The organism is Novosphingobium percolationis (assembly GCF_020179425.1).
Taxonomy (GTDB): Bacteria; Pseudomonadota; Alphaproteobacteria; order Sphingomonadales; family Sphingomonadaceae; genus Novosphingobium; species Novosphingobium percolationis.
This window is the reverse complement of the sequence record NZ_JAILYM010000001.1, coordinates 828,308-853,860: the sequence shown is the minus strand read 5'-3', so window position 1 is coordinate 853,860 and position 25,553 is coordinate 828,308. Positions and strand designations below refer to the sequence as shown.

Annotated in this window: 25 protein-coding genes; 6 read left to right on the top strand and 19 right to left on the bottom strand. The window is 65.3% G+C overall.

Annotated features, from left to right (window positions below; all coding sequences use genetic code 11):
* Positions 1-4: 4 nt before the first annotated feature.
* Complete coding sequence (locus K3A84_RS03870) at positions 5-2,062, bottom strand: Ig-like domain-containing protein (protein ID WP_225007979.1); 2,058 nt, start codon at positions 2,060-2,062, stop codon at positions 5-7.
* A gap of 337 nt (positions 2,063-2,399) precedes the next feature.
* Between K3A84_RS03870 and K3A84_RS03865 the strand changes: the two genes are divergently transcribed.
* Entirely contained in the window at positions 2,400-3,035 is a 636-nt protein-coding gene (locus tag K3A84_RS03865) for an FABP family protein (RefSeq protein WP_225007978.1), read from the top strand.
* Here the strand turns inward: K3A84_RS03865 and K3A84_RS03860 are convergent, their stop codons facing one another.
* Complete coding sequence (locus K3A84_RS03860; RefSeq protein WP_225007977.1) at positions 3,036-5,054, bottom strand: ELWxxDGT repeat protein; 2,019 nt, start codon at positions 5,052-5,054, stop codon at positions 3,036-3,038. It abuts the gene before it with no gap.
* Positions 5,055-5,221: 167 nt separating this feature from the next.
* Between K3A84_RS03860 and K3A84_RS03855 the strand changes: the two genes are divergently transcribed.
* Complete coding sequence (locus K3A84_RS03855; RefSeq protein ID WP_225007976.1) at positions 5,222-6,415, top strand: cytochrome P450; 1,194 nt, start codon at positions 5,222-5,224, stop codon at positions 6,413-6,415.
* Here the strand turns inward: K3A84_RS03855 and K3A84_RS03850 are convergent, their stop codons facing one another.
* On the bottom strand, positions 6,416-7,186 hold the full coding sequence (locus K3A84_RS03850; protein WP_225007975.1) for a TSUP family transporter: 771 nt from the start codon (positions 7,184-7,186) through the stop codon (positions 6,416-6,418).
* Positions 7,187-7,279: 93 nt separating this feature from the next.
* Here K3A84_RS03850 and tgt point away from each other — a divergent pair, with 93 nt between their 5' ends.
* Positions 7,280-8,407 (top strand): tRNA guanosine(34) transglycosylase Tgt, encoded by a 1,128-nt coding sequence (gene tgt / locus K3A84_RS03845; protein WP_225007974.1) that lies wholly within the window; start codon positions 7,280-7,282, stop codon positions 8,405-8,407.
* 1 nt (position 8,408) lies between these two features.
* On the opposite strand, the gene K3A84_RS03840 is transcribed toward tgt, so the two are convergent.
* From K3A84_RS03840 to K3A84_RS03790, 11 genes are all read right to left on the bottom strand, one after another.
* Positions 8,409-8,603 carry a hypothetical protein gene (locus K3A84_RS03840; RefSeq protein ID WP_225007973.1) on the bottom strand — a complete coding sequence of 65 codons (195 nt, stop codon included), beginning with the start codon at positions 8,601-8,603 and terminating at the stop codon, positions 8,409-8,411.
* A 159-nt stretch (positions 8,604-8,762) separates the two neighbouring features.
* Positions 8,763-9,374, bottom strand: coding sequence for a 30S ribosomal protein S4 (rpsD, locus tag K3A84_RS03835; RefSeq protein WP_225007972.1), 612 nt, complete (start codon positions 9,372-9,374; stop codon positions 8,763-8,765).
* Positions 9,375-9,588: 214 nt separating this feature from the next.
* The gene (locus tag K3A84_RS03830; RefSeq protein WP_225007971.1) at positions 9,589-10,323 is read right to left on the bottom strand and encodes an RNA methyltransferase; all 735 of its coding nucleotides are present in this window, start codon (positions 10,321-10,323) and stop codon (positions 9,589-9,591) included.
* Positions 10,320-10,796 (bottom strand): transcriptional regulator NrdR, encoded by a 477-nt coding sequence (gene nrdR / locus K3A84_RS03825; protein WP_225007970.1) that lies wholly within the window; start codon positions 10,794-10,796, stop codon positions 10,320-10,322. Before nrdR ends, K3A84_RS03830 begins: the two co-directional genes overlap by 4 nt.
* 6 nt (positions 10,797-10,802) lie before the next feature.
* Complete coding sequence (locus K3A84_RS03820; RefSeq protein ID WP_225007969.1) at positions 10,803-11,009, bottom strand: hypothetical protein; 207 nt, start codon at positions 11,007-11,009, stop codon at positions 10,803-10,805.
* Positions 11,010-11,013: 4 nt separating this feature from the next.
* Positions 11,014-12,318, bottom strand: a complete 1,305-nt coding sequence (gene glyA / locus K3A84_RS03815) for a serine hydroxymethyltransferase (protein WP_225007968.1) — start codon at positions 12,316-12,318, stop codon at positions 11,014-11,016.
* A 20-nt stretch (positions 12,319-12,338) separates the two neighbouring features.
* On the bottom strand, positions 12,339-12,776 hold the full coding sequence (gene rpiB, locus K3A84_RS03810; protein ID WP_225007967.1) for a ribose 5-phosphate isomerase B: 438 nt from the start codon (positions 12,774-12,776) through the stop codon (positions 12,339-12,341).
* Between the two features lie 138 nt (positions 12,777-12,914).
* Positions 12,915-13,463: a hypothetical protein gene (locus K3A84_RS03805; RefSeq protein ID WP_225007966.1), complete on the bottom strand. Its 549-nt coding sequence runs from the start codon at positions 13,461-13,463 to the stop codon at positions 12,915-12,917.
* Positions 13,464-13,515: 52 nt separating this feature from the next.
* The gene (gene rpoD / locus K3A84_RS03800) at positions 13,516-15,519 is read right to left on the bottom strand and encodes an RNA polymerase sigma factor RpoD (protein WP_225007965.1); all 2,004 of its coding nucleotides are present in this window, start codon (positions 15,517-15,519) and stop codon (positions 13,516-13,518) included.
* Positions 15,520-15,582: 63 nt separating this feature from the next.
* Positions 15,583-17,451, bottom strand: a complete 1,869-nt coding sequence (gene dnaG / locus K3A84_RS03795; RefSeq protein ID WP_225007964.1) for a DNA primase — start codon at positions 17,449-17,451, stop codon at positions 15,583-15,585.
* A gap of 7 nt (positions 17,452-17,458) precedes the next feature.
* Positions 17,459-17,914: a GatB/YqeY domain-containing protein gene (locus tag K3A84_RS03790; RefSeq protein WP_225007963.1), complete on the bottom strand. Its 456-nt coding sequence runs from the start codon at positions 17,912-17,914 to the stop codon at positions 17,459-17,461.
* A 170-nt stretch (positions 17,915-18,084) separates the two neighbouring features.
* Here K3A84_RS03790 and carA point away from each other — a divergent pair, with 170 nt between their 5' ends.
* From carA to greA, 3 genes are all read left to right on the top strand, one after another.
* Positions 18,085-19,254 carry a glutamine-hydrolyzing carbamoyl-phosphate synthase small subunit gene (gene carA / locus K3A84_RS03785; protein ID WP_225007962.1) on the top strand — a complete coding sequence of 390 codons (1,170 nt, stop codon included), beginning with the start codon at positions 18,085-18,087 and terminating at the stop codon, positions 19,252-19,254.
* A gap of 72 nt (positions 19,255-19,326) precedes the next feature.
* Entirely contained in the window at positions 19,327-22,650 is a 3,324-nt protein-coding gene (carB, locus tag K3A84_RS03780; protein WP_225007961.1) for a carbamoyl-phosphate synthase large subunit, read from the top strand.
* Between the two features lie 119 nt (positions 22,651-22,769).
* Positions 22,770-23,246, top strand: coding sequence for a transcription elongation factor GreA (greA, locus tag K3A84_RS03775; RefSeq protein ID WP_225007960.1), 477 nt, complete (start codon positions 22,770-22,772; stop codon positions 23,244-23,246).
* Between the two features lie 110 nt (positions 23,247-23,356).
* Here the strand turns inward: greA and K3A84_RS03770 are convergent, their stop codons facing one another.
* The 5 genes from K3A84_RS03770 to K3A84_RS03750 form a co-directional block, all read right to left on the bottom strand.
* Positions 23,357-23,578: a DUF4170 domain-containing protein gene (locus K3A84_RS03770; RefSeq protein ID WP_225007959.1), complete on the bottom strand. Its 222-nt coding sequence runs from the start codon at positions 23,576-23,578 to the stop codon at positions 23,357-23,359.
* A 90-nt stretch (positions 23,579-23,668) separates the two neighbouring features.
* The gene (locus tag K3A84_RS03765) at positions 23,669-24,118 is read right to left on the bottom strand and encodes a hypothetical protein (protein WP_225007958.1); all 450 of its coding nucleotides are present in this window, start codon (positions 24,116-24,118) and stop codon (positions 23,669-23,671) included.
* Positions 24,119-24,147: 29 nt separating this feature from the next.
* Positions 24,148-24,450, bottom strand: a complete 303-nt coding sequence (locus K3A84_RS03760; RefSeq protein WP_225007957.1) for a hypothetical protein — start codon at positions 24,448-24,450, stop codon at positions 24,148-24,150.
* Positions 24,447-24,821 (bottom strand): phage holin family protein, encoded by a 375-nt coding sequence (locus K3A84_RS03755; RefSeq protein ID WP_225007956.1) that lies wholly within the window; start codon positions 24,819-24,821, stop codon positions 24,447-24,449. The genes K3A84_RS03760 and K3A84_RS03755 overlap by 4 nt, the downstream gene beginning before the upstream one ends.
* 25 nt (positions 24,822-24,846) lie before the next feature.
* Complete coding sequence (locus K3A84_RS03750; RefSeq protein WP_225007955.1) at positions 24,847-25,404, bottom strand: hypothetical protein; 558 nt, start codon at positions 25,402-25,404, stop codon at positions 24,847-24,849.
* Positions 25,405-25,553: the final 149 nt, after the last annotated feature.

The window sequence follows — 25,553 nt, the reverse complement described above, 5'->3', positions numbered from 1 at the left end:
TCGGTCAGATAACGATCTCGAAGTCGTAGAAACCGAGGGTCGGGTGCTCTGTGGTTCCCAGTACGGCAATTTTCGTTGCAGCGATGACACCGCTGCCGTCCGGATCGTAATAGAGGCCGCCGCCGGTATTGTCGTAGATGATCCGATCGTCGGCATCGTGCGCGGTGGTCGCCCCAGCAGCGGTATGGAATGCCTCCGGGGCCAGAATGCCGATGTCGCCCAAGGCCCGGAAAACGCTTTTGCTCAACAGGATGCGGTCGGCTTCGCCATGGCTGAAATCGGCAATCGTATCGACGTTGGCGGTGGACGAGAGTGCATGATCGAGCCGGAACTTGTCCTCGCCCGCTCCGCCGACGAGCACGTCGTTGCCGGCGCCGCCGATCAATGTGTCATTGCCTTCGTTGCCGATCAGGCGATCGTTCCCGGCCAGGCCCTTGAGCACGTTGCTGGCCGTGTTGCCGACGATCTCGTTGGCGATGGCGTTGCCGGTGCCGTTGATCCGGGCATCGCCCGTCAACGTCAGGTGCTCGATGAAACTGCCCAGCCTGTAGCTGATGCTGCTGCGGACGCGATCGACGCCGCCAAGGTCGGCGGTGTCGCGGATGGACGCGGTCACGGTCTCGAAAACGCGATCGCCAATGTCATCGACGACATAGGTGTCGTTCCCCGATCCGCCAAACATCAGGTCGGGCCCGTTGCCGCCATCCAGCCAGTCGTTGCCGCCCAGTCCGCTGACGGTGTAGATCCCGCCCTTGCCGATCAGCGTGTCGTTCGCGTCCGTCCCGATGAGCAGCTCGCGCGCGACATCGGAGATGCGGATGGCCAGCGAAAGCGTGTCCGAGAGCGTCCCGTCCGAAACGCGGACCACCAGGTTGTACACGCGATCGCCGCCGGCATCGGCCGGGTTCTCGAAATCGGGGGTGACCTTGAAGCGGAGCGTGCCATCGGCGTCGATGACGAACTGCGCGGCATCGGCGCCGCCTGTGATCGCATAGGTCAGGGCGTTGTGGTCGGGGTCGGTCGCGGCGATCTTGCGCACGATTTCGCGGTTTTCGGCGACGGTAATCGTGGCCGTCGCTGCCCCGCCCAGCGACGTGATGACGGGCGCCTCGTTCTGGTCGATGACCTGCACCGCCATCTTCTGCCGAATGGTCTGGTCGCCGTCGGTGATGCCGATGACGATGCGATACAGATTGTCATGGTTGTAGTCGCGCGGCTTCTCGAAGTTCGGCGCAGCGCGAAAGCGCAGGTCACCCGTGTCAGGATCGATGGTGAACAGCGCGGCATCGCCGCCGCCGACGATCGCGAAGTGGATCGGTGCGCTGCCGACGTTCGCCTGCGTCGCCGAAATTGCGACCGCATCGGTGTTTTCGGAAACGGATACCGTGGCATCAAAGCGTGGGCCGATGGGGTCTGATTGCGGGTTGAAGGCCTGGAGGCCGAAAAAGTAGTTGGGGTTGCCGACGACGAACCACTTGCCGTCGATCACGAAGCTTGCATCAGGCAGTGAGGTTACGCCGCGAATGTCGATCAGCCCCTGCAAGGCGGCGGCCGATCCGGCGGCGTAGCCATCGCCGTCGAAATGCTGCACGTGGTAGACATGGCGTTCGTCGTAGACGATCGTCGCGAACCCGCCGGTCGGTTCCTGGAAGAGCAGCAGGTTCTGATGCGGGCCGCTGCCGAAGCTACCCCCGCCCAGAACGACGCCCGAATATCGGCGATGTTCGTCCTGCCACATCGCGATCACGTTGCCGGATCCCAGTTCGATGAAGCTGGGCGAACTGTAGAAGCTGGGCACGGAGGTGAGGGCATAGGATCCTGTGACCGCGCCCGAGCCGTCGAAGGTGACGGCGAAATTGCCGAACATCGGGCCAAGCTCTGTCAGGCTACCGGCATCCGTGTAATCGCCGAGCAGCTGGGTATAGCCCAGCGCATAGCTGCCGTCCGCCAGTTGCAGCAGCGTTGCGCCGTGGATTTCCGTCCTGCCTTCGGGGTCCACGACAAATGGTGTGCCGATCTGGTTCCCTTGCGTGTCGTAAAAGTACACGAACAGCGGCGACATGAGGCCGCCGCCAGTCACGGTTGCGTGTCCACGCGCCATCGTTTCTGCCACGAAATTTCCCCAAGATCTCGACGAGTTGGAAAGGTATGCGAGATACATCGATTCTGGAATAATTATTTCGGCATCGATATTTGGTTGTGCGCGCCAGGTTACTGCGATCGACAGGACACTGGATCACCACTAGGCTGATCGCCGAGGGCGGCACCGAAATGCACAACGCCATCATCGGGCGCTATGTGCTGGGGCTGGGTTGAACGATAGTCGCGCGGGCATGGGCTGGAACCGGGGGAGCGCCCGGTCTAACCATGTCCGCACACACACGGACAAGGAAACTGCCATGGCCTATCCTGACGACATCTACGCCGAACCCGCGCTGACCGGCGAGACGCTGGCCAATCTCGGCCCGCTCGCGCCACTGGCGGGAACGTGGGAAGGCCAGCGCGGCACCGACATCGCGCCCAAGCGCGAAGGTGCGCGCACGCGAGGGTTCTTCGAGCGCATTTCGCTCCAGCCGGTCGATCCGGGCAACAACGGGCCGCAGGTGCTCTATGCCCTGCGCTATCACACGTGGATGTCGCTGCCGGGCGAGAAGGGCACCTATCACGATCAGGTCGGCTACTGGCTGTGGGAGCCCGCGACGCAGACGGTGATGCATTCGCTGACCATCCCGCGCGGGCAGACGGTGCTGGCGGTGGGCAAGGCCGCGCCTGATGCCAAGACGTTCACCCTGCGGGCAGAACGGGGCAAGACCGACTACGGGATCTGCTCCAATCCCTATATTGAGGATAACTTCCGCACCGACAGCTTCACCATCACCGTGACCGTCCACGACGACGGCACCTGGTCCTATGAAGAAGACACGGTGATGCAGGTGAAAGGGCAGGCCGAACCGTTCCACCATCGGGATTCGAACCGCCTGACGCGCACCGCAGCGCCGGTGCTCAATCCCATGGCACCGGCGGCGGGGGGCTGATCACGCCACGATCTGGATATCGCTGAAGGCGAGCGTGGGGTGGGTCGTCGCGCCGAGTTGCGCGATGGCCACCGCGCCCGCGCCGCCCTGGCCGTCGGCATCGTACCACAGCACGCCGGTGCTGGTGTCGTAGACCACGCGGTCGCTGGCATCGTGCGCGCTGGTCGCGTCCGCTGCGGACCAGAACTCGTCGGCGGTCAGCGTGCCGATGTGGCCGATCCCGGCGAAGACCTTGGGCGACAGGCGGATCTTGTCGGTGCCGCTGACAAAGTCGGTAATCGTGTCGCGTTCGGGCGCGCTGTCGAACACGAACACGTCGCGGCCCGCGCCGCCGGTCAGCACGTCGACGCCCGTGCTTCCGCGCAAGGTATCGTTGCCGTTGCCGCCCAGCAGCGTGTCCGCGCCGCTGCCGCCGAACAGCTGGTCGTCGCCGCCCTTGCCATCGAGCCGGTCGTCGCCGCCAAGGCCCTTGATGATATCCGTCTGCGTGGCCCCGGCCAGCGTATCGTTGGCATCCGTGCCGGTGATGGTGTATGTCTTTTGCAACAGCGCGAGCGCGCCGGGGTTGGAGCCGCTGGCGCCGGGATTGATGTCATTGAGCAGCTTCGTGCCTGCCGCGGTGCCATCGGTCACCCACAGCTCTGCGCCGTTGGTGCCATCGACCTGCCGCACGAACGTTGCCTTGCCATTGCCCAGCGAGGTGAACTGCGCCGGATAAGTCGAATTGTTGAAGCCGGGCGTCAGGTCCACCACCAGTCGCGTTCCCGCTTCGGTGCCGTCGCTGGTCCACAGCTCGCCATCGGCGGAAAACACCACGCGGTTGCCTGCCAGCAGCGCGAAGTTGCCGGGCGCGGAGCTGGCGCTGCCGCTGGCGATATCCTTGACCAGCTTCGTGCCCGCCGCCGTGCCATCGGTGATCCACAGCTCGCGCCCCTGGTTGGTGGTCTGCCCGCTGAACAGCACCTTGCCATTGGGCAGCAGGAAGAAGTTTTCGGGCGCGCCGTTCACGCCCACTTCGAAATCCTTGACCAGCTTCGTGCCCTCCACGGTGCCGTTCGTCACCCATAGCTGGCCATAGGACGTGCCGTTCGAGGCCGCGAACAGCGCCTTGCCCTTGGCGAAGGTGAACATGTTGGCCGGGTTGGAGCCGTTGGTCCCCGTGGCGATGTCGGCCAGCAGCACGGTGCCTGAGGCGGTTCCGTCCGTCGCCCACAACTCGTTGCCATGCGTGCCATCGTTGGCGCGGAAGATCGCGCGGCCATTGCCGAGCGCGAAGATCTGCCTGTCGCCCAGGAACGACAGGGCGCCCGTCGTGCCGGGATTGATGTCCTTGAGCAGCACGGTGCCCCGTTCGGTGCCGTCGCTCACCCACAGTTCGGTGCCGTTGGTGGCGTCGGTGCCGGCAAACACCAGCTTGCCGTTGCCAAGGTCGGTCAGCGCGGTGGGCGTCTGGCTGTTGCCGAACGCATGGAGGCGGGCCGTGCCGCCGCCCGTGCCATTGGTGATCCACATGACGTTGCCGACGCCGTTGGTGAAATCGAGCGCGGTGAAGACCACCTTGTTGCCGAATGCGGTGAAGCGGTTGAGCTCGGTCCCGTTGGACGGCCCGAAGATATTGGCAACCTTTACCGTGCCCGCCGCCGTGCCGTCGGTGACCCACAGGTTGCCGTTGGACGTGGCGTCAGCGGCGCTGAACAGCACCTTGCCATTCGCCAGGCGGATGAAGTTGCCGGGGTTGGAACCCGTGGCTCCGGCGTAGAGATCCTTGAGCATCACCGTGCCGTTGGTCGTGCCGTTGGTGATCCAAAGCTCGCGCCCGGTGTTGGTGTTGTCGCCCTGCGCCGCAAACAGCATCTTGCCGTTGCCAAGGTCGATGAAGCCGCTGGGTGAGGAGCCGTAGCCCGAGGGGGTCCAGATGTCCTTTACCAGCGTGGTTCCGGCCGGGGTTCCATTGGTGGTCCACAGCTCGATGCCGCGCTGGGGATCATAGGCCGAAAAAAGCCACTGGTTGGACGCCATGTCGTTTGCCCTCCGATAGTTGCAGTGCAGCAACCTCTAGCGGATCGACCATGGCGGCGCCCTACCGAGAACACGGCAGGCGGTTCGCCCTGCATCATATGGCAGGTGCCGTTTGCGGCGCGCGCTCATAACGTCGCGGCCAAGAACCATAAGCAATGGAGAGTGCGATGGCATCGGCCGTCCCTGCGCATGTCCCGACCGAGCGCGTTGTCGATTTCGATCTGTTCAATCCGCCCGGCGTGGAGACGGACTACTTCGCCGCATGGCGCACCTTGCAGGGCGGGCCGGGCCTTGTCTGGACCACGGCCAATGGCGGCCACTGGATCGCTACCAGCGGCGAACTGGTGCGCAGCCTGTGGGCCGATGGCGAACGGCTTTCGAGCGAATGCCTCGCGGTCACTCCGGGGCTTGGCGAAGTGATGCGCTTCATCCCGTTGCAGCAGGACGCGCCCGAACACGGGCCCTTCCGCATGGCGGTGATGAAGGGCCTCGCTTCGCGCTTCGTGGTGGCGCTCGAGCCCAAGGTGCGCGACGTGGCGCGCGAACTGATCGAGGGCCTGCGCGACAAGGGATCGTGCGAATTCGTTGCCGATTTTGCCGAGATTCTGCCGCTCAACATCTTCCTGACGCTGATCGACGTGCCGCTGGCCGATCGCCCTGCCTTGCGCAAGCTGGGCGTGCAGCTGACCCGGCCCGACGGCTCGATGACGGTCGAACAGTTGCGCGATGCGGCGGACGATTACCTGCGCCCGTTCATCGAGGCGCGCATGGCCCAGCCCGCTGACGACCTGTTCAGCCGCATCCTGTCCGAACCGGTGATGGGCCGCGCCTGGACCTTCGACGAAGCACAGCGGATGTGCCGCAACCTGCTGTTCGGCGGGCTCGACACCGTGGCTGCGATGATCGGCATGGTCACGCTGCATCTTGCCCGCCACCCCGAGGACCAGCGCCTGCTGCGCGAGCAGCCCGAGCTAATTCCGGCGGCAGCGGACGAACTGATGCGCCGCTATCCCACGGTCGCGGTCAGCCGCAACGCGGTGGTGGATCTGGAGGTGGACGGGGTGACGGTGCGCAAGGGCGATCTCGTCTACCTGCCCAGCGTGCTCCACAACCTCGATCCCGCCTGCTTCGAGGCGCCCGAGGTGGTGGATTTCGCCCGCAACCTGACGCCCGTGCGCCACACCACGATGGGCGTGGGCGCGCATCGCTGCGTCGGCGCGGGCCTCGCGCGGATGGAAGTGATCGTGTTCCTGGAAGAATGGCTCGGCGCGATGCCCGAAGTCACGCTCGATCCGGCGCAGCCGGTCACGATGAAGGGCGGCAATGTGGGGGCCTGCACCGCGCTGCCGCTGGTGTGGTGATCAGCCGGTAAACCAGCTCCATACCAGCTTGCCCGTGAGCGCGAGGCTGACCGTCACCAGCAGGGGGCGGATCAGCCGCGCTCCGTGGCGCGTGGCGAAGTGGCTGCCGACGGTCGCGCCCGCCACCGCGCCCAGCGCCATGCACAGCGCCAGCAGCCACAGCACCTGCCCGCCGATCGCGAAGACCACGCCGCTGGCGAAGTTGCTCGACAGGTTGAGCAGCTTGGTCAGCCCCGTCGCGCGCGTCAGGCCAAGCCCGCGCAGGCCCACCAGCGAGACCGAATAGAACTGCCCCGCGCCCGGCCCGAAGAAGCCATCGTAGAAGCCGATGCTGCCTGCAACGGGCACATATCCGCGCGCGCTGAGCTTGGGGTGGGCGTCCTCGTCGCCCATGCGCGGCGACAGCACGGTATATAGTGCAACCGCCATCAGCAGCAGCGGCACCACCAGCCGCAGCACGGCCGCGTCGATCCGCTGTACCAGCAGCGCGCCGCCTGCCGCACCGAACAGCGCCGCCAGCGCCAGCGGCAGGCCCGCGCGCGCCGAGAACAGGCCTGCGCGCCAGTAACGCCAGGTCGCCATCGCGGTGCCGCACATCGACTGCACCTTGTTCGTCCCCAGCACCATGTGCGGCGGCAACCCGGCATAGAGCAGCGCGGGCAGCATGATCAGCCCGCCGCCCCCGGCAATGGCATCGACCATGCCGGTCAGCGCGGCGGTGCCGGTCAGCGCGGGGTAGAGCCAGAGCGGAAGCGTGAAAGGATCGGCCATCGGCAATTGCCATGCCGCCTGCGCGTGGCGGCTGCAACGTCCTTGGTGGCGATGGTCTCGACAAGCGCGGGCTTGGCGGGCATGGCCCCGGCCATGACCAGCCGCTTCAAGTTCACCATCGCCGCCACCGACGGCAAGGCCCGCACCGGCAAGATCGAAATGTTGCGCGGAGAGATCCTTACGCCTGCCTTCATGCCCGTGGGCACCGCCGCCACGGTCAAGGCGATGAAGGTCGAGGACGTGCGCGCATCGGGCGCGGACATCATCCTTGGCAACACCTACCACCTGATGCTGCGCCCCGGCGCGGAGCGCGTCGCGCGGCTGGGGGGCTTGCACAAGTTCATGGGCTGGGATCGCCCGATCCTCACCGACAGCGGTGGCTATCAGGTGATGAGCCTGTCGGACTTGCGCAAGATCACCGAGGAAGGCGTGACGTTCGCCAGCCACATCGACGGGTCGCGCCACATGCTCAGCCCTGAACGATCGATGGAAATCCAGCGCCTGCTCGGCTCGGACATCGTGATGTGCTTCGACGAATGCCCCAAGATCGACCAGCCGCGCGACGTCATCGCGCGCTCGATGGAAATGTCGATGCGATGGGCGCGCCGCAGCCGCGATGCGTTCAATGCGGGCGAGGACCATGCATCGCGCGCCGCGCTGTTCGGCATCCAGCAGGGCGCTTTGGACGAAGGCTTGCGCAAGGCCAGCGCCGATGCGCTGATCGACGTGGGGTTCGACGGCTATGCCATCGGCGGCCTGGCCGTGGGCGAGGGCCAGCAGGCGATGTTCGAGACGCTCGAGTTTGCGCCCGGACAGCTTCCGGCCGATCGTCCGCGCTACCTGATGGGCGTGGGCAAGCCCGACGATCTCGTCGGCGCGGTCGAGCGCGGGGTCGACATGTTCGACTGCGTGCTGCCGACGCGTTCGGGCCGCAACGGGCAGGCCTTCACTTGGAACGGCCCGCTCAACATGCGCAACGCCCGCCATGCCGAGGATACCGGCCCGGTGGACGAACGCTGTGCCTGTCCCACTTGCGCCAAATACAGCCGCGCCTACCTGCACCACCTGCACAAGACCGGCGAGATCCTCGGCGCGATGCTGCTGACCGAACACAACATCTGGTTCTACCAGCAACTGATGGCCGCCATGCGCGCGGCCATCGCCGAACAGCGCTTCGCGGCCTTCGCGGCAGACTTCCGGCGGGATTATTACGCGCGCTAGCTCAGGCTGCGACCGCGCCGACGATTTCGCCCAGAACCTGCGTTTCCATCCGCGTGCCCGGATACTGATAGAACGCGCCCGATCGCGGATCGAGGAAGCCTGCACCAATGGCATAGGCCTGTTCCTGCGCGGTGCGGATGTCGGGATACCACTTGCCGGTGCGATGCGGGGTGACGAAACGATAGTGCATGGTCATGCCGTTTCAATGGCCAAGGGGAAGGGCGGTTCCCTTGATCTGGCGCATCCTGAGGCGGATTCAACGCAGCATGATCGTGCGGCAAAACTTTGCTTCAAAACAGAAAAAGGCGGGGTTTGCGCCCCGCCTTTTTCGTGAACCGATGTGGCCGAGGCCCGATCAGCGCGAGTAGAACTCGACGACCAGGTTGGGTTCCATCTTCACCGGGTAAGGCACTTCGTCGAGCGTCGGAACGCGCACGAAGGTCACCTTGTCGCCGTCCTGCGCGACGTAGTCGGGCACGTCACGCTCGGGCAGGGTCTGCGCTTCGGCGATCAGGGCCATTTCCTTGGCCTTCTTGCCGAGGCTGATCACGTCGCCGGGGCGAACGCGACGCGAAGCGATGTTGCACTTCACGCCGTTGACGAAGATGTGGCCGTGCGAAACGATCTGGCGGGCCGAGAAGATGGTCGGCGCGAACTTGGCGCGGTACACGACCATGTCGAGGCGCTGTTCGAGCAGGCCGATCAGGTTCTGACCGGTGTCGCCCTTCATGCTCGACGCTTCCTGGTAGGTGCGCTTGAACTGCTTTTCGGTCACGTCGCCGTAGTAGCCCTTGAGCTTCTGCTTGGCGCGCAGCTGGATGCCGAAGTCCGAAACCTTGCTCTTGCGGCGCTGGCCGTGCTGGCCCGGGCCGTACGAGCGGCGGTTCACCGACGACTTGGGACGACCCCAGATGTTCTCGCCAAGGCGACGGTCGATCTTGTGCTTAGAAGCATGACGCTTGGACATGCGCTTTCCTTTCCAATCTGCTGGCCGGCGGCGGGATTGCCATCGGCGGTGTCGCTTCCGGAGCGCACCATCCGGCCAGTTGCCGGATGCGGCCGCCGCTTCACCGGAATTGCGGGGCCAATAGGATGTCCGGCAGAATCAGATTCCACCGGGTCCAAAGTGAAGCGCGGCCCTTACAGGCTTGGCTGGGCGAGTCAAGGTCAGTAAGTCAGGCTCAGTCGGGGCGTTCCTCGCGCGGGCCGGGCTTGCGGCGCAGCGACGACAGCACCCCGCGGAAAGTCCGCAGCTCAAGATGGTTCCACGCGGGCTTGGTCAGCATCGTGCGCAGCGTGCGGCGCGTGGCGGCGGCGCGGCTGTGCGGCTCGAAATAGCCGCGCGGCTCCAGCAGGTCGCACAACTGCTCGAACATGCCCTCGAATTCCTCCTGCGGGGCAGGGGGCAGCAGGTCTTCGACCGTCGGCTGCACCAGATCGAGATGCTTGGAATATTCATAGGCGCACAGGATCACCGCCTGCGCGAGGTTGAGCGAGCCGAATTCGGGGTTGATCGGCGCTGTCACGATCGCGCGGGCGAGCGCGACGTCCTCGGTTTCCAGCCCCGAACGTTCCGGCCCGAACACCAGTGCGCTGCGCCCCGGCGCGGCGACAATATCCCGCGCCGCCTGTTCGGGCGTCAGTACGGGCTTGGTCACGCCGCGCTTGCGCACGGTGGTGGCATAGACGTTGCTGCAATCGGCGACGGCATCGGCCAGCGTTTCGTAGACCTGCGCCTTTTCCAGCACCACGTCCGCACCTGCAGCAGCAGGCCCGGCGGATGGGTTGGGCCAGCCATCGCGCGGCGAGACGAGGCGCATCTCGTCCAGCCCGAAGTTGAGCATGGCGCGCGCGGCCTTGCCGATGTTCTCGCCCAGTTGCGGGCGCACCAGCACGATAATCGGTTTTCCGCTCATTGCCCGCCGACCTCGCGCCCGCTCATCTCGACCACGCTGCTGGCGAATTCCTCGAAGTCCTTGGCCTCGGAAAAGTCGCGATAGACGCTGGCGAAGCGGATGTAAGCCACGCTGTCGAGCTGGCGCAGGCCTTCCATCACCATTTCGCCGATCTGGCGCGAGGTGACTTCGGTCTCGCCCATGGTCTCGATCTGCCGCTGAATGCCCGAGACGAGCTGGTCGAGCCGTTCCTGTGCCACGGGGCGCTTGCGACTGGCGAGCGAGACCGATTGCTCGATCTTGGCGCGGTCGAACGGCTCGCGCCGGTCGTTGCTCTTGACCACGGTGACTTCGCGCAGCTGCACGCGCTCAAACGTGGTGAAGCGCGCGCCGCAGCCTTCGCACTGACGGCGCCGGCGGATCGAGGTGTTGTCCTCGCTCGGCCGGCTGTCCTTCACTTGGCTGTTGTCATGGGCGCAAAACGGGCAACGCACGTGTGGTTACTTCTTGATCCTCTGCCAGAAGGCCCAGCCTGCACCCACGGCAAGGCCCAGCGGCAGCGAAACCACCGGCAACAACGCCCCCGCCACCGCGCCCACACCCGCGCCGATCAGCACCGGCTTGGTCGAGGGGTGGTCCATGCCTTGCTTGGCCATGGCCGAAATTTCGGCCTTGGCGCGGGCGGCGAGGTCGTCGTTGCTGCTCATCGGTTCAAAGCTCCGGGTAGATCGGGAACTGGGCGCACAGTGCCTCGACCTTGTCGCGCACGCGCTGCTCGACCTGGCCATCGCCATCATCGCCGTTGCGCGCCATGCCGTCCACCACTTCGGCGATCAGCTGGCCGATTGCACGGAACTCTTCCTCGCGGAAGCCGCGGGTGGTGCCCGCCGGCGTGCCGAGACGGATGCCCGAGGTGACGAAGGGCGAGCGCTTGTCGAACGGAATACCGTTCTTGTTGCAGGTGAGCCACGCGCGATCGAGGCCCTTTTCCGCCGCCTTGCCGGTGACGTCCTTGGCGGTCAGGTCAACCAGCATCAGGTGGTTGTCCGTGCCGCCCGAAACGACGCCGAGGCCCGCATCGACCAGCGAAGCGGCAAGGGCACGCGCGTTGGCGACGATCTGCGCGGCATAGGCCTTGAACTCAGGCCGCAGCGCTTCACCGAAGGCGACCGCCTTGGCCGCGATCACGTGGACCAGCGGGCCGCCCTGCAGGCCGGGGAATACGGCGGTGTTGAACTTCTTGGCCAGATCCTCGTCATTGGTGAGGATCACGCCCGAGCGCGGACCGCGCAGCGACTTGTGGGTCGTGGTGGTGACGACGTGTGCGTGCGGGAAGGGCGAGGGGTGCGCGCCACCGGCGACGAGGCCGGAGAAGTGCGACATGTCGACCAGCAGCCAGGCGCCCACTTCATCGGCGATCTCGCGGAAGCGCTGGAAGTCCCACACGCGGGAATAGGCCGTGCCGCCGGCGATGATCAGCTTGGGCTTGCAGTCGCGCGCGATGCGGGCAACCTCGTCCATGTCGATCAGGTGGTCGTCGGGCCGCACGCCATAGGGCACGGGCTTGAACCACTTGCCGCTCATGTTCACCGGCGAACCGTGCGTCAGGTGCCCGCCCGAATTGAGGTCGAGCCCCATGAAGGTGTCGCCCGGCTGCAGCAGGGCGAGGAACACGGCCTGGTTCATCTGGCTACCCGAATTGGGCTGCACGTTGGCGAAAGCGCAGCCGAACAGCTGCTTGGCACGCTCGATCGCCAGCGTTTCGACCACGTCGGCATATTCGCAGCCGCCGTAGTAGCGCTTGCCGGGATAGCCTTCGGCGTACTTGTTGGTGAACACCGAACCCGTGGCTTCGAGCACGGCGAGCGAGGTGATGTTCTCGGACGCGATCAGTTCGATCTTGTTCTGCTGGCGCTTCAACTCGCCCCGGATCGCGGCGAAGACTTCGGCGTCGGCGGTGGCGAGGTGCTCGGTGAAGAAACCGGGCTTGCGGATCTCGGGGGCGTTAGAGGCCATGGCGTCGGTCTCCTGAAGGGTCAGAACGAAGGGTTGGAAAGCTTTTCGACGCGGCCCGCGTGGCGGCCTCCGCCGAACTCGGTCGAAAGGAAGGCGTCGAGGCAGGCCTTGGCCATGTCCTCGCCGGTCAGCCGCGCGCCCATGGCGATGACATTGGCGTCGTTGTGTTCGCGCGCGAGGGCGGCGGACAGCGGCTCGCCGACCAGCGCGCAGCGGCACGCAGGGTTGCGGTTGACCGCGATCGAGATACCGATGCCCGAGCCGCAGAGCGCCACGCCATAATCGACGATGCCTTCGGCAACGACGGCGGCGAGCTTGTAGCCATAATCGGGGTAGTCCACCCGGTCGGCGGTTTCAGGGCCGAGATCGGCGACTTCGTGACCGAGGCCGATCAGGTATTCGCGCAAGGCGGCCTTGAGATCGACGGCGGCGTGGTCGGAAGCAATGGCAATGCGCATGGGATCGGGTTTTGCCTGACGTGTTCTCGGGGAGTCGTTGGCGGCCCTTTAGGCCGATGTCACGATGCAATCCACCGCAAATCGGCCTGCATGCCCAAGAGAGCGTGCTTCAAAATGCGGGTCAGCCAGCAAGCGATATCAGATGTTTGACTGACTAAGCTTAGCGTCAGATTGTGGCTGGCGGTTTGAAATGAATTCTAGTTCCCCGCCATCCCAGCCGTGTCGCGAGCCTTCCATCAAGGATAGAAAGCCGTTGTCGAAACACCACTGCGTCTCCCGGCCACGATCACGGAGGCCAAGCGCAGCTCGGTGTTTGGCTTCAGCGGCTTCAGACTGACACGGTTTTCCGTATACCTGAATTAGCTGATTGCGCAGTCGGACGTATTCTACTGAATTAAATGTAGCATCCAAATAATCGAAAGTCCCATCAACGAATTGCGCCTTGGCATTCTGTACGTCGACGCCAGCAATTTGAGATCTATGAAATCCACATAGCGTGGATCCATCATCGTAATTCTTTTGGCATTCAGTAAGAATATCTTGCGACGAAGCTTCGTCAATTTTAGTTTCAAGTGCGACCATATTCCTAAAGGAAAAGAGGTTTTTGGTCGAGGGTGTGGCGCTGTGTTTCGGAGCTTCGCAACTGGAGAGCGCGGCTAGGGCGATAAGGGTGAAGCGGATGTTCACTGCCACTCCTAATATTCTACTTCCCCAGCCGCAAATCTTCAGACTGCCTGCCTTACTGATCCAAGAAAGACCGCATCTTGCGGCTGCGGCTCGGGTGCTTGAGCTTGCGCAGGGCCTTGGCTTCGATCTGGCGGATGCGTTCGCGGGTGACCGAGAACTGCTGGCCGACTTCTTCGAGCGTGTGGTCGGTGTTCATGCCGATGCCGAAGCGCATGCGCAGCACGCGTTCTTCGCGCGGGGTCAGGCTCGCCAGAACCCGCGTCACGGTTTCCTTGAGGTTGGCCTGAATGGCCGCGTCAACCGGGATGATCGCGTTCTTGTCCTCGATGAAATCGCCCAGGTGCGAATCTTCCTCGTCGCCGATCGGCGTTTCGAGGGAGATCGGCTCCTTGGCGATCTTCATCACCTTGCGCACCTTTTCCAGCGGCATCGAAAGGCGCTCGGCCATTTCTTCCGGCGTCGGCTCGCGGCCCTGCTCGTGCAGGAACTGGCGGCTGGTGCGCACCAGCTTGTTGATCGTCTCGATCATGTGGACCGGAATACGGATCGTGCGCGCCTGGTCTGCGATCGAACGCGTGATCGCCTGACGGATCCACCACGTCGCATACGTGCTGAACTTGTAGCCGCGGCGGTATTCGAACTTGTCGACCGCCTTCATCAGGCCGATGTTGCCTTCCTGGATGAGATCCAGGAACTGCAGACCGCGGTTGGTGTACTTCTTGGCGATGGAGATAACCAGGCGCAGGTTCGCCTCGACCATTTCCTTCTTGGCGATACGCGCTTCGCGCTCGGCCTTCTGGACGGTGTTCACGATGCGGCGGAATTCGGCGAGCGACATGCCGGTCGCGCTCGCGATGTCCGAAACCTCGGCGCGGATGCGTTCGACCGCGCCCGCTTCGTTGGCGGCGAAGGCGGCCCACTTCTTGTCGCGCCCGGCGTTGGCCTGCAGCCAGCTGTCGTCCAGCTCGTTGCCGACGTAGCGGTCGAGGAAGTCCTTGCGCGACACCTTGTGGCGCTCGGCAAGGCGCAGCATCTGGCCGCCCAGCGTCGTCAGGCGACGGTTGAAGGCATAGAGGTTGTCGACCAGGTATTCGATCTTGGTCGCGTGGAACTGCACCGATTCCACTTGCGCGGTCAGTTCTTCGCGCAGCTTGTGGTACTGTGCTTCCTTGGCCGCGGGGAAGGCGTTGCCAAGGCCGAGCGCGTCGAGCCGGTCGGCCTGCAGCTTCTCGAACTGGCGGAACAGGCTGGTGATCTCGGCGAAGCGTTCGAGCGCCGCAGGTTTGAGCTGCGCTTCCATCTGCGCGAGGCTGAGGGTGTTGTCCTCCTCTTCCTCTTCGGCGGGACGGGCGCGGCGCTCGCGCAGCTCGTCGTCCTCGTCGTCGGCGGTCTCCTCTTCCTCGACGTCCTCTTCTTCCTTGAAGGTGGGGCCGGCGGTGGCTTCGGTGATCTCGCCGTCGACTTCCTCACCGTCTTCGGAGAGGTTTTCCGGCTGCGGCTCCTTCGACAGCATCGCGTCGAGATCGAGGATCTCGCGCAGCTGCATTTCGCCCGCGTTGAGCGCTTCGGACCACTGGATGATCGCGTGGAAGGTGATCGGGCTTTCGCACAGCCCCATGATCATGGTGTCGCGACCGGCTTCGATGCGCTTGGCGATGGCGATTTCGCCTTCGCGGCTCAGCAGCTCGACCGCGCCCATCTCGCGCAGGTACATGCGAACCGGGTCGTCGGTGCGCTCGATCGTTTCCTTGCGCTTGACGATGTCGGGGCGGTCCTCGACGGTCTCGGCCTCGTCGAGGTCGTCGTCCGCCTGCTTCTCCTCGGGATCGACCGCGTCTTCGTCGCTTTCGACGATGTTGACGCCCATTTCCGAGATCGCGGCCATGATGTCCTCGATCTGCTCGGAAGACATCTGGTCCTGCGGCAGGGCCTCGTTCAGCTCGTCATAAGTGATGATGCCGCGGCGCTTGGCGCGCGCGATCAACTTCTTGATCGAAGCGTCGTTGAGGTCGATCAGCGGAGCGTCGCCGCTATCGGTCTTGTCGTTGGAAGCCATTGAAACCCGGTACCACCTGTCATCCGCCGACCCTTGCGAGGCCGGACCGCGTGTGTCGTATAATTATAACGAAAGCCGAGCACGGCCCATCTGCCCCAAACGGGCAAGCAACGCCAGCCTTCGTTGCAGCAATCGTTCCTTCTCGGCTTCGGTTTCCGGGGTTAACTCGGCCTGATAGCGCCGATTTGCCTCGGCGAGGGCCTCGTCGACCATCGGAATCTCCACCAGCAGGATGATCGCGCCCGCCAGAGCATCGCCATCGACTCCCGAGTCGCCGATCAAACCGTATCGGAGGCTGCCGAGCGAGGCGAGAGTGGGCGCATCGATCCTGCGTTCCGCCAATATGGTCTTGATGCGCCCCGATTCAAGCGATCCGCCATTCGCCGCGATGGCCAGCAGCGCGTCGAGCGTCGCGGCAAGCGCGGCATCTTCCGTGTGAATGCCTGCCAGCGCCTCGGCATGCGCAGCGATCAGGTCTGGCCGCTCGATCAGCGCGACCAGCAGCGCGCGCAAGGGAGCAGGGCTGATACCAAGCCCGACATTGCGCAGGCGCTGCGAATCCTCCTGCGCCAGCGGCGGCGGGGCAGGCTTCCACGGCTGGCCTTTCCCGCCGGAACGCGGCGCGGCCTTGCGCTGCTGTGGCTGGAACGGCGGACGCTCGGGCCGGGCATAGGCGAGGTCTCCGAACCGCCGGGTCAGCTCGCTGCGGTAGAGCGCCTTGATGTCGGGATGCCGGATCGTCTCGCAATGCGCCAGCAGCCGCGCTTTCAGGCCCGCCTTGTCCTCGGGCGTGGCCAGCGGCGCGGCATCGCGCTCGGCCTCCCACAGAACGTCAACAAGGCTGCGCGCCTCGCCCAGCAGGGCTTCCATCGCCTGCGGGCCTTGCCGCTTGACCACGTCATCCGGGTCCATGCCCTGCGGCAGGGTGACGATGCGCAAGCTATGGCCCGGCATCAGCATCGGCAGCGCGCGCACCACTGCGCGCATCGCTGCGCGCTGGCCGGCGCTATCGCCATCGAAGCACAAGGTGGGACATTCGGTGACGCGCCAAAGCCGTTCGATCTGGTGCTCGGTCAGCGCGGTGCCGAGCGGGGCCACTGCCTCGGCAATCCCGGCGGCGGCCAGCGCGACCACGTCCATGTAGCCTTCGACCACCACGATCCGGCCCGAATGCCGCGCAGGCGGCCCGGCGCGGTGCAGGTTGTAGACGGTGCGCCCCTTGTCGAACAACGGCGTGTCGGGGGAGTTCAGGTATTTGGGCGCATCGGTCTTTTCCGCCGACAGGATGCGCCCGCCGAAGGCGATCACGCGGCCCCGTGCGTCGAGAATCGGCAGCATCAGCCGGTCGCGGAAGCGGTCGTAGGGATCCTTTCCTTCGACCACGATGCGCAGGCCCGCCTCGATCAGCATGGCTTCGGGAAAGGCAGAGAGTGCCGCCTTCATTCCCTGCCGGTCGTTCGGGGCGTAGCCGAAGCCGAATTCGCGCACGATGCTGGCCGGAAACCCGCGCGATGCAAGGTAGCTGCGCGCCGCCGCGCCGCCGGGGCCGTGCAGCGAATCGACGAAGTAGGCTTGTGCCGCCGCCATTACGTCGTGCAGCGACTTGTGCTGCTCGGCCCGCTGGGCCGCGCGCGGGTCGGGGGCGGGCACGTCCATCCCCGCCTGCGCCGCCAGTTCCTTGACCGCGTCCATGAACGGCAGGCCCTGATGGTCGGTCATCCAGCGGATGACGTCGCCATGCGCGCCGCAGCCGAAGCAGTGATAGAAGCCCTTGTCGTCGTTGATCGTGAAGCTGGGCGTCTTCTCGTTGTGGAACGGGCAGCACGCCTTGAACTCGCGCCCCGCCTTCTGGACGCGCACACTGCGCCCGATCACGCCCGACAGCGAGATCCGGCTGCGCAGTTCGTCCAGCCATTGGGGGGAGAGGCTCATGCCCGCATCAGGCGGAAAGCGCCGCCTTCACCAGCCCGCTTGCCTTGCCCATGTCGAGCTGGCTGCCGTGCCTGGCCTTCAACGCCGCGACGACCTTGCCCATGTCCTTCATCCCCGCAGCGCCGGTTTCGGCGATGATCGCGGCGATCGCGGCCTTGGTGTCGTCCTCGGACAGCTGCTGTGGCAGGAATTCCTCGATTACCGCCAGTTCGCCCTTTTCGATGTCGGCGAGTTCCTGGCGCCCGCCCTGTTCGTAGAGCGCAATCGATTCGCGGCGCTGCTTGGCCATCTTCTGCAGCACGTCGACCACCAGCACGTCGTCGTCGGGCACGCTGGCGGCGGTGCGCAGTTCGATGTCCTTGTCCTTCAGCTTGGCGAGGATCAGGCGGACGGCGGCGAGGCGCGGCTTGTCGCCCGCCTTCATCGAAGCGACCTGCGCGGCCTTGATCGTATCGCGGATCATCGTGATTTCCTGTATCCAGATATGTGGGGATGGCGCGTCATGGTCGCACCCGAACCCGTCATGTAGGCGAAACTTTCTGCCTCCGCTAGGTTGACGCTGCGGCGCGGTAGGTCTAGCGGGCGAGCCTTAGCAACATCGTCATATCCCTTGCCAACGGAGCGCCCCAAATCATGGCCGACCCCGCACTTTCGCACGCGCCCAAACCTGAAGGCGCGACGGGAGTCCTCGTGACTGCGGATGGTTCGGTGGCCTGGGGACGGGGCTTCGGCGCGGTTGGCGCCTCGGTGGGCGAAGTGTGCTTCAACACGGCCATGACCGGCTATCAGGAAGTGATGACCGATCCATCCTACGCGGGGCAGGTCGTGACCTTCACGTTCCCCCACATCGGCAACGTCGGCGTCAACCCCGAGGACGTCGAAAGCGCGGGCGTGCCCGGCGCGATCGGCTGCGTGGTGCGCGAGGACGTGACCGATCCCGCCAACTTCCGCTCCACCGGCACCTTCCAGAAGTGGATGGAAACGCAAGGGAAGATCGGCCTTGCCGGGATCGACACTCGCGCACTGACCCGCCGCATCCGCCTGTCGGGCGCGCCCAACGCAGTGATCGCGCACGATCCCAAGGGCAATTTCGACATTCCCGCGCTGGTCGAGCGCGCGCGTTCCTGGCCGGGGCTCGAAGGCATGGACCTTGCCATCAAGGTCACGCGCGAAGCCAACGAGGAATGGGAAGGCTCGATCTGGAAGCTGGGTGAAGGCTTCACCAAGCCTGAAGGTAATGGCCGCCCGCACGTCGTCGCCATGGATTTCGGCGCCAAGGACAACATCTTCCGCAACCTGGTGGCCGCAGGCGCGGACGTTACGATCGTGCCGGCCGAAACCAGCGCCGACAAGATCCTCGCGCTCAACCCCGCGGGCGTGTTCCTCTCGAACGGCCCGGGCGATCCTGCCGCGACCGGCGCCTATGCCGTGCCGGTGATCCAGAAGCTGCTGGAAAAGGACGTGCCGATCTTCGGCATCTGCCTTGGCCACCAGATGCTGGCGCTGGCGGCGGGCGCACGCACCACCAAGATGCACCAGGGCCATCGCGGCGCGAACCACCCGGTTCTGCGCAAGGCCGACGGCGTGGTCGAGATCACCTCGATGAACCACGGCTTCGCGGTCGACAATGCCGCGCTGCCCGATACGGTCGAGGAAACCCACGTCTCGCTGTTCGACGGCTCGAACTGCGGCATCGCGGTCAAGGGCAAGAAGGCCTTCGGGGTGCAGTACCACCCCGAGGCCTCGCCGGGACCGCAGGACAGCTTCTACCTGTTCGAAAAGTTCGTCGCGTCGCTCGGTTGAGCGGCAGATTTGAGATATTCCAGCCCGGCACGGTATCAATCGTGATCCGGGTGTCGAGACACGAGAGCGAAAATGCCCAAACGCACTGACATCTCCTCGATTCTGATCATCGGCGCCGGGCCGATCATCATCGGCCAGGCTTGCGAGTTCGACTATTCGGGCACGCAGGCGGTGAAGGCGCTGAAGGAAGAGGGCTATCGCATCGTCCTCGTCAATTCGAACCCCGCCACGATCATGACCGATCCGGACATGGCCGACGCGACTTATGTCGAGCCGATCACGCCCGAGATCGTCGCGCGCATCATCGAGAAGGAGCGCCCCGACGCGCTGCTGCCGACGATGGGCGGGCAGACCGCGCTCAACACCGCGCTGGCGCTGTTCAACGACGGCACGCTGGAAAAGTACGGCGTGCAGATGATCGGCGCCAATGCCGATGCCATCGACAAGGCCGAGGATCGCCAGCGCTTCCGCGAGGCGATGGACAAGATCGGGCTGGAATCGGCGCGTTCGGGCGTGGCCCACTCCGTGGAAGAAGCGCTGGCCGTGCTGGAGACGACGGGCCTGCCCTCGATCATCCGCCCCAGCTTCACCATGGGCGGCACCGGCGGCGGCATCGCCTACAACAAGGACGAATTCGTCAAGATCGTGCGCGGCGGGCTTGAAGCCAGCCCGACGACCGAAGTCCTGATCGAGGAATCGCTCCTCGGCTGGAAGGAATACGAGATGGAAGTCGTGCGTGATCGCAACGACAACGCCATCATCATCTGCTCGATCGAGAACGTCGATCCGATGGGCGTCCACACGGGCGATTCCATCACCGTCGCGCCGGCGCTGACGCTGACCGACAAGGAATACCAGATCATGCGCAACGCCAGCATCGCGGTGCTGCGCGAGATCGGCGTGGAAACCGGCGGTTCGAACGTGCAGTTCGCTGTCAATCCCGCCGATGGCCGCCTGATCGTGATCGAGATGAACCCGCGCGTGTCGCGGTCGTCGGCGCTGGCGTCGAAGGCCACGGGCTTCCCCATCGCCAAGGTCGCGGCGAAGCTCGCCGTGGGCTACACGCTCGACGAGATCACCAACGACATCACCGGGGCCACCCCGGCGGCGTTCGAACCGACGATCGACTACGTCGTCACCAAGATCCCGCGCTTCGCCTTCGAAAAGTTCAAGGGCGCTGAATCGAACCTCGGCACCGCGATGAAGTCGGTCGGCGAAGTCATGGCCATCGGCCGCAACTTCAAGGAATCGCTGCAGAAGGCGCTGCGCGGGCTCGAAACCGGGCTCGACGGCTTCAACCGCGTGGTCGAGCTGGAAGGCGCAAGCCGCGACGAGATCAAGGCCGTGCTGAGCCGCGCCACCCCTGAGCGCCTGCTCGCGGTCGGCCAGGCCTTCCGCGAAGGCTTCACCGTCGAGGACGTCCACGCCGTCACCAAGTACGAGCCGTGGTTCCTGCGTCACATTGCCGAGATCATCGCCGAGGAAGCGAACGTGCAGGCCAATGGCCTGCCGGTCGATGCCGCCGGGATGCGCCGCCTGAAGGCCATGGGCTTTTCCGACCGTCGCCTTGCCACGCTGGCGGTGCGCTCGGTCGGCGTCGCGGGCGGCCTGGGGGAAACCCAGGCCAAGCGTTCGGGCCTGCTGCACGATGCGATCCGCGCCATGGGCGGCGCAACCAGCGAGGACGAGGTGCGCGCGCTGCGCCACAAGCTGGGCGTGCGCCCGGTGTTCAAGCGCATCGACAGCTGCGCCGCCGAGTTCGAGGCGGTGACGCCGTATATGTACTCGACCTATGAAGGCGCACTGTTCGGCGAGCCGGAGAACGAGGCCAACCCTTCGGACCGCAAGAAGGTCGTGATCCTCGGCGGCGGCCCGAACCGCATCGGGCAGGGCATCGAGTTCGATTACTGCTGCTGCCACGCCTGCTTCGCGCTGGAAGACGCCGGGTTCGAGACCATCATGGTCAACTGCAACCCCGAAACCGTCTCGACCGACTACGATACCTCCGACCGCCTGTACTTCGAGCCGCTGACGGCCGAGGACGTGCTGGAAATCCTGGAACTCGAAAAGTCGAAGGGCGAGCTGGTCGGCGTGATCGTCCAGTTCGGCGGGCAGACTCCGCTGAAGCTGGCGCAGGCGCTGCAGGATGCCGGCATCCCGATCCTGGGCACCAGCCCGGATTCGATCGACCTTGCCGAAGACCGCGAACGTTTTGCCGCGCTCGTGGAAAAGCTGGGCCTGCTCCAGCCCGCCAACGGCATTGCACGCAGCCGCGACGAGGCGATCGCCGTGGCCACGCGCATCGGCTACCCGGTGCTGATGCGCCCCAGCTACGTGCTGGGTGGTCGCGCGATGGAGATCGTCGACAGCCAGGCGCAGCTTGAGGACTACATCGCCACCGCCGTGAAGGTGTCGGGCGACAGCCCCGTGTTGATCGACCAGTACTTGCGCGATGCGATCGAATGCGACGTCGATGCGCTGGCCGACGGCGATCAGGTGACGGTCGCGGGCGTGATGCAGCACATCGAGGAAGCGGGCATCCATTCGGGCGACAGCGCCTGCACCCTGCCGCCCTACAGCCTTCCGCCCGAGATCGTGGCCGAGATGGAGCGCCAGGCGGTCCTGCTCGCCAACGGGCTGTCGGTGCGTGGGCTGATGAACATCCAGTTCGCGGTGAAGGACGGCAAGGTCTATCTCATCGAGGTAAACCCGCGCGCCAGCCGCACGGTGCCGTTTGTCGCCAAGGCGATCGGCCAGCCCATCGCCAAGTTCGCCGCGCGCGTGATGGCGGGCGAAAAGCTTGCCGATCTGCCCGCGATCAAGCGCGAGATCGACTACATGGCGGTCAAGGAAGCGGTGTTCCCGTTCGCGCGCTTCCCCGGTGTCGACCCGGTGCTTTCGCCCGAAATGAAGTCGACCGGCGAAGTCATGGGCATCGACGACACGTTCGCGGTCGCCTTCGCCAAGGCGCAGCTGGGCGCGGGCACACGCCTGCCGACCGGCGGCACGCTGTTCGTCTCGGTCAAGGACAGCGACAAGCCGGTCGTGCTGCCTGCGGTGCAGAAGCTGGCAGGCCTCGGCTTCAGGATCGTGGCGACGGGTGGCACTGCCAGCTTCCTTGCCGAACACGGCGTGGCGGTGGAGCGCGTCAACAAGGTGGCCGAAGGGCGCCCGCACATCGTCGATCGCATCATCGACGGTGACGTGTCGCTGATCTTCAACACCACCGAAGGCTGGCAGAGCCACAAGGACTCCGCCTCGATCCGTGGGTCGGCGTTGGGCGGCAAGGTGCCGTACTTCACCACCGCGGCGGCTTCCGTCGCGACTGCGGAAGCGATCGAGGCGCTCGGGCGCGCCCACCTTGCGGTCCGCTCGCTGCAGGATTATTATCGCTGAGCTTCCACGGGTTCCCCCACCACCGCCGGATGTGAAGTCCCGGGCCGCCCGTGCGGCCCGGCGGGAACGGTTTTCCCTTGCTGGAGTAGCGCAAGGGATTGAAAGAAGAAGGAATACTGATGGCCAGTGTCGAAAAGCTGCCGATGCTCCAGGAAGGCTATGACAAGCTGACCGTCGAGCTGAAAGCGCTGCGCGAGGAGCGCCCCAAGATCGTCGACGCCATCGAGGAAGCGCGCGCCCACGGCGACCTTTCGGAAAACGCCGAATACCACGCCGCCAAGGAGCGTCAGGGCCAGGTCGAAGCGACGATCGCCGATCTTGAGGACAAGATCAGCCGCGCGCACATCATCGATCCCACCACGCTGTCGGGCGACCGCATCGTGTTCGGCGCGACCGTGACCCTGCTCGACGACGACGACAAGCAGGTGCGTTACCAGATCGTGGGCCAGGCCGAAGCCGACGCCAAGGTTGGCCGCATCAGCTACAACTCGCCGCTCGGCCGCGCCCTGATCGGCCGGAAGGTCGAAGAGGAGATCGAGGTCACGGTGCCCTCGGGCGACAAGTTCTACGTGGTCGAAAAGATCGAGTTCATCTGATCCGAACGACACCTGACCGCACCTGAAACGCACCAAGGGTGCGTTGAAGGCACGAAAAAGGCCCCGGAAGTTTACCTTCCGGGGCCTTTTTCGTGTCGTGCCGGACGAACTCAGGCTTCGGGCAGCTTGGGTTCCAGCAGGCGGTGCAGGTGGACGATCACGTAGCGCATTTCCGCGTCGTCGACCGTGCGCTGCGCCGCGCCGCGCCAGGCGTCTTCGGCGCTGGCATAGTCGGGATAGACCCCGACCATGTCGATGGCGCCCAGATCGACGAATTCGAGGCCCTGCGGGTCCTTGACCCGGCCACCCATCACGAGGTGCAGCTTTTGCATAGCGATTGTTCCTTGAGGGGAGGAAGATTCGCTAGCGCCACTGGCAAAAGGAATGGGCAGTTGCAAGTGCGACTAAGGGCGTAGTGCCAATTAGGGTTTCACGCGGTCCTTGAATTCGTTTGCGCGGCGGATCGCCATCTCGCCCACGTCGCGCAGCGCGGCCGTGGCGATGTCCGCGAAATCGACGGCGCGCTTCTTCGCCTCGCTGGCGCCATCGCCAAGCTTCTCGCCGACCGTCCCGCCGATGTCCTCCAGCTTGTGCACGCCTTCGCGGCCCTTTTCGGCGGCCTTGGTGGCATAGGCGACGGCCAGTTCGGCCCCCAGCGCAGCCAGCGCGCCCGCGCTCTTGCCGGCCTTCCTGACCGGCGAACGGGGAATCATCCGCGCGATCAGCGCGCCGATCAGGATGCCGCCCGCCAGCGCGGCGACGGGATGTTCCTCGATCACGCCCTTGACGGTTTCCACGCCGGAGCGGGCGATGTCGCGCGCCTTGGCGGAATCGAGGCGTTCGCGGAGGCGGGTTGCGGTATCTTCGGTCACGGTATTCTCCTGAAACGGAAAAATTGCGATCAGCGCTCGATCATGTCGGCAATGGCGTCGCCCAGGTTCTGCGCGACGCCTGCGATCGGGCGGCGCAGGAACCAGCCGACGAGCGCGGCGAGGGTGAGGCCGATCACCGTCTTGTTCTCGGCAGCGACGTCGCGCGCGGTTTCCACCACGTCGACGACTTCGCCGGTCGCGGCGTCCTTGATGCGCTGGCCGATGGACCGGGCTTCAAGCCCTGCGCGCAAGTCGTCGATGTCCTTGCGCACGAGCACCCACGCTTCGGTGCGCAGGCCGCGCAGTTCGGCCAGGCGAGGGGCATCGCTCATGCGCTTGCATCCTTGCCCATGATCACGTCGCGCGCGGTGCGGTAACGCGAAACGGCGCTGAAGAAGCACCCGGCGGTCCCGGCCAGCAGCGCCAGCCCGACGATCCCCAGCGCGCCCCACGCCCCCACCAGCGGCGTGAGCGCGAGCAGCAGCCCGACCACCAGCGCCACCAGCAGGAAGAAGGCGAAGAACAGCGCGGCCACCAGCAGCAGCGCAATTCCCTTCGCGCGACCGAGCGCATAGCCTACCCGCGCCTGCTGAAAGGCCAGTTCCGCCTCGAACAGCGTCTGGCCATCTTCCAGCAGCGCACGGATGCCATCGCCCAGCGCGAAGTCGCGCGCGCCATCCCGCGTCGGTTCGGTCTCGGTCATGCGGCCAGCACTCCGGCGGGCGGCATCAGGCGTCGGTCTTGTCCGAGCCCGAGAACAGCCGCGCCAGCGCGAAGCCTGCCACCGCGGCGATGCCGACGGCCAGTGCCGGGCTCTTCCGCACGGTTTCCTTCAGGTCCTCGCCCAGTTCGGCGAAGTCCTTGGCTTCGAGGCTGGCAGCGGTTTCCTGTACCTTGCGCGCAGCGCTGCGGGCATAATCGCCATATTGGACGCCCAGCTTTTCATCGATCGTGGCGGCGCTGCCCGAAATCGTCTGGCCCAGCGCGGAAAGCGCGTCGCTGGCCTTGGTCTTGCCGACCTTGGCGAGTTCGGCACCCTTCTCCTTGGCCTGCGAGGCATAGGCACCGGCCTGCTCCTGCCAGTCGCTGGCGGTGCTGGCGGCGGCATCCTTGTAGGCGGCGGTGCGGCCAAGGGCTTCGTCCTTCAGCGCGGCGGCGCCGGCCTTGGCTTCCTCGATCGCCTTGCCGAAGCGGGTCTTGGCATCCGCCAGACCTTCGGGCGCGCCCTCGACCGGGGTGGCAGCGCCAATGTCGGTGTCGGCGGTGGGAGCGGTGGTGTCAGCCATGGGTCGGTTCCTCTGCAACGTGGGGCCAGTCCCGGAAAGGGAAGCGGACAATAGACGATCGCGACGTTTATTGCCCGCAAATGTTGCACCTGCGCAATAGCAGGCGTTCGAAGCGTTCAACGCGGGTTGCTTGCGCCGGTTCCAGCCGA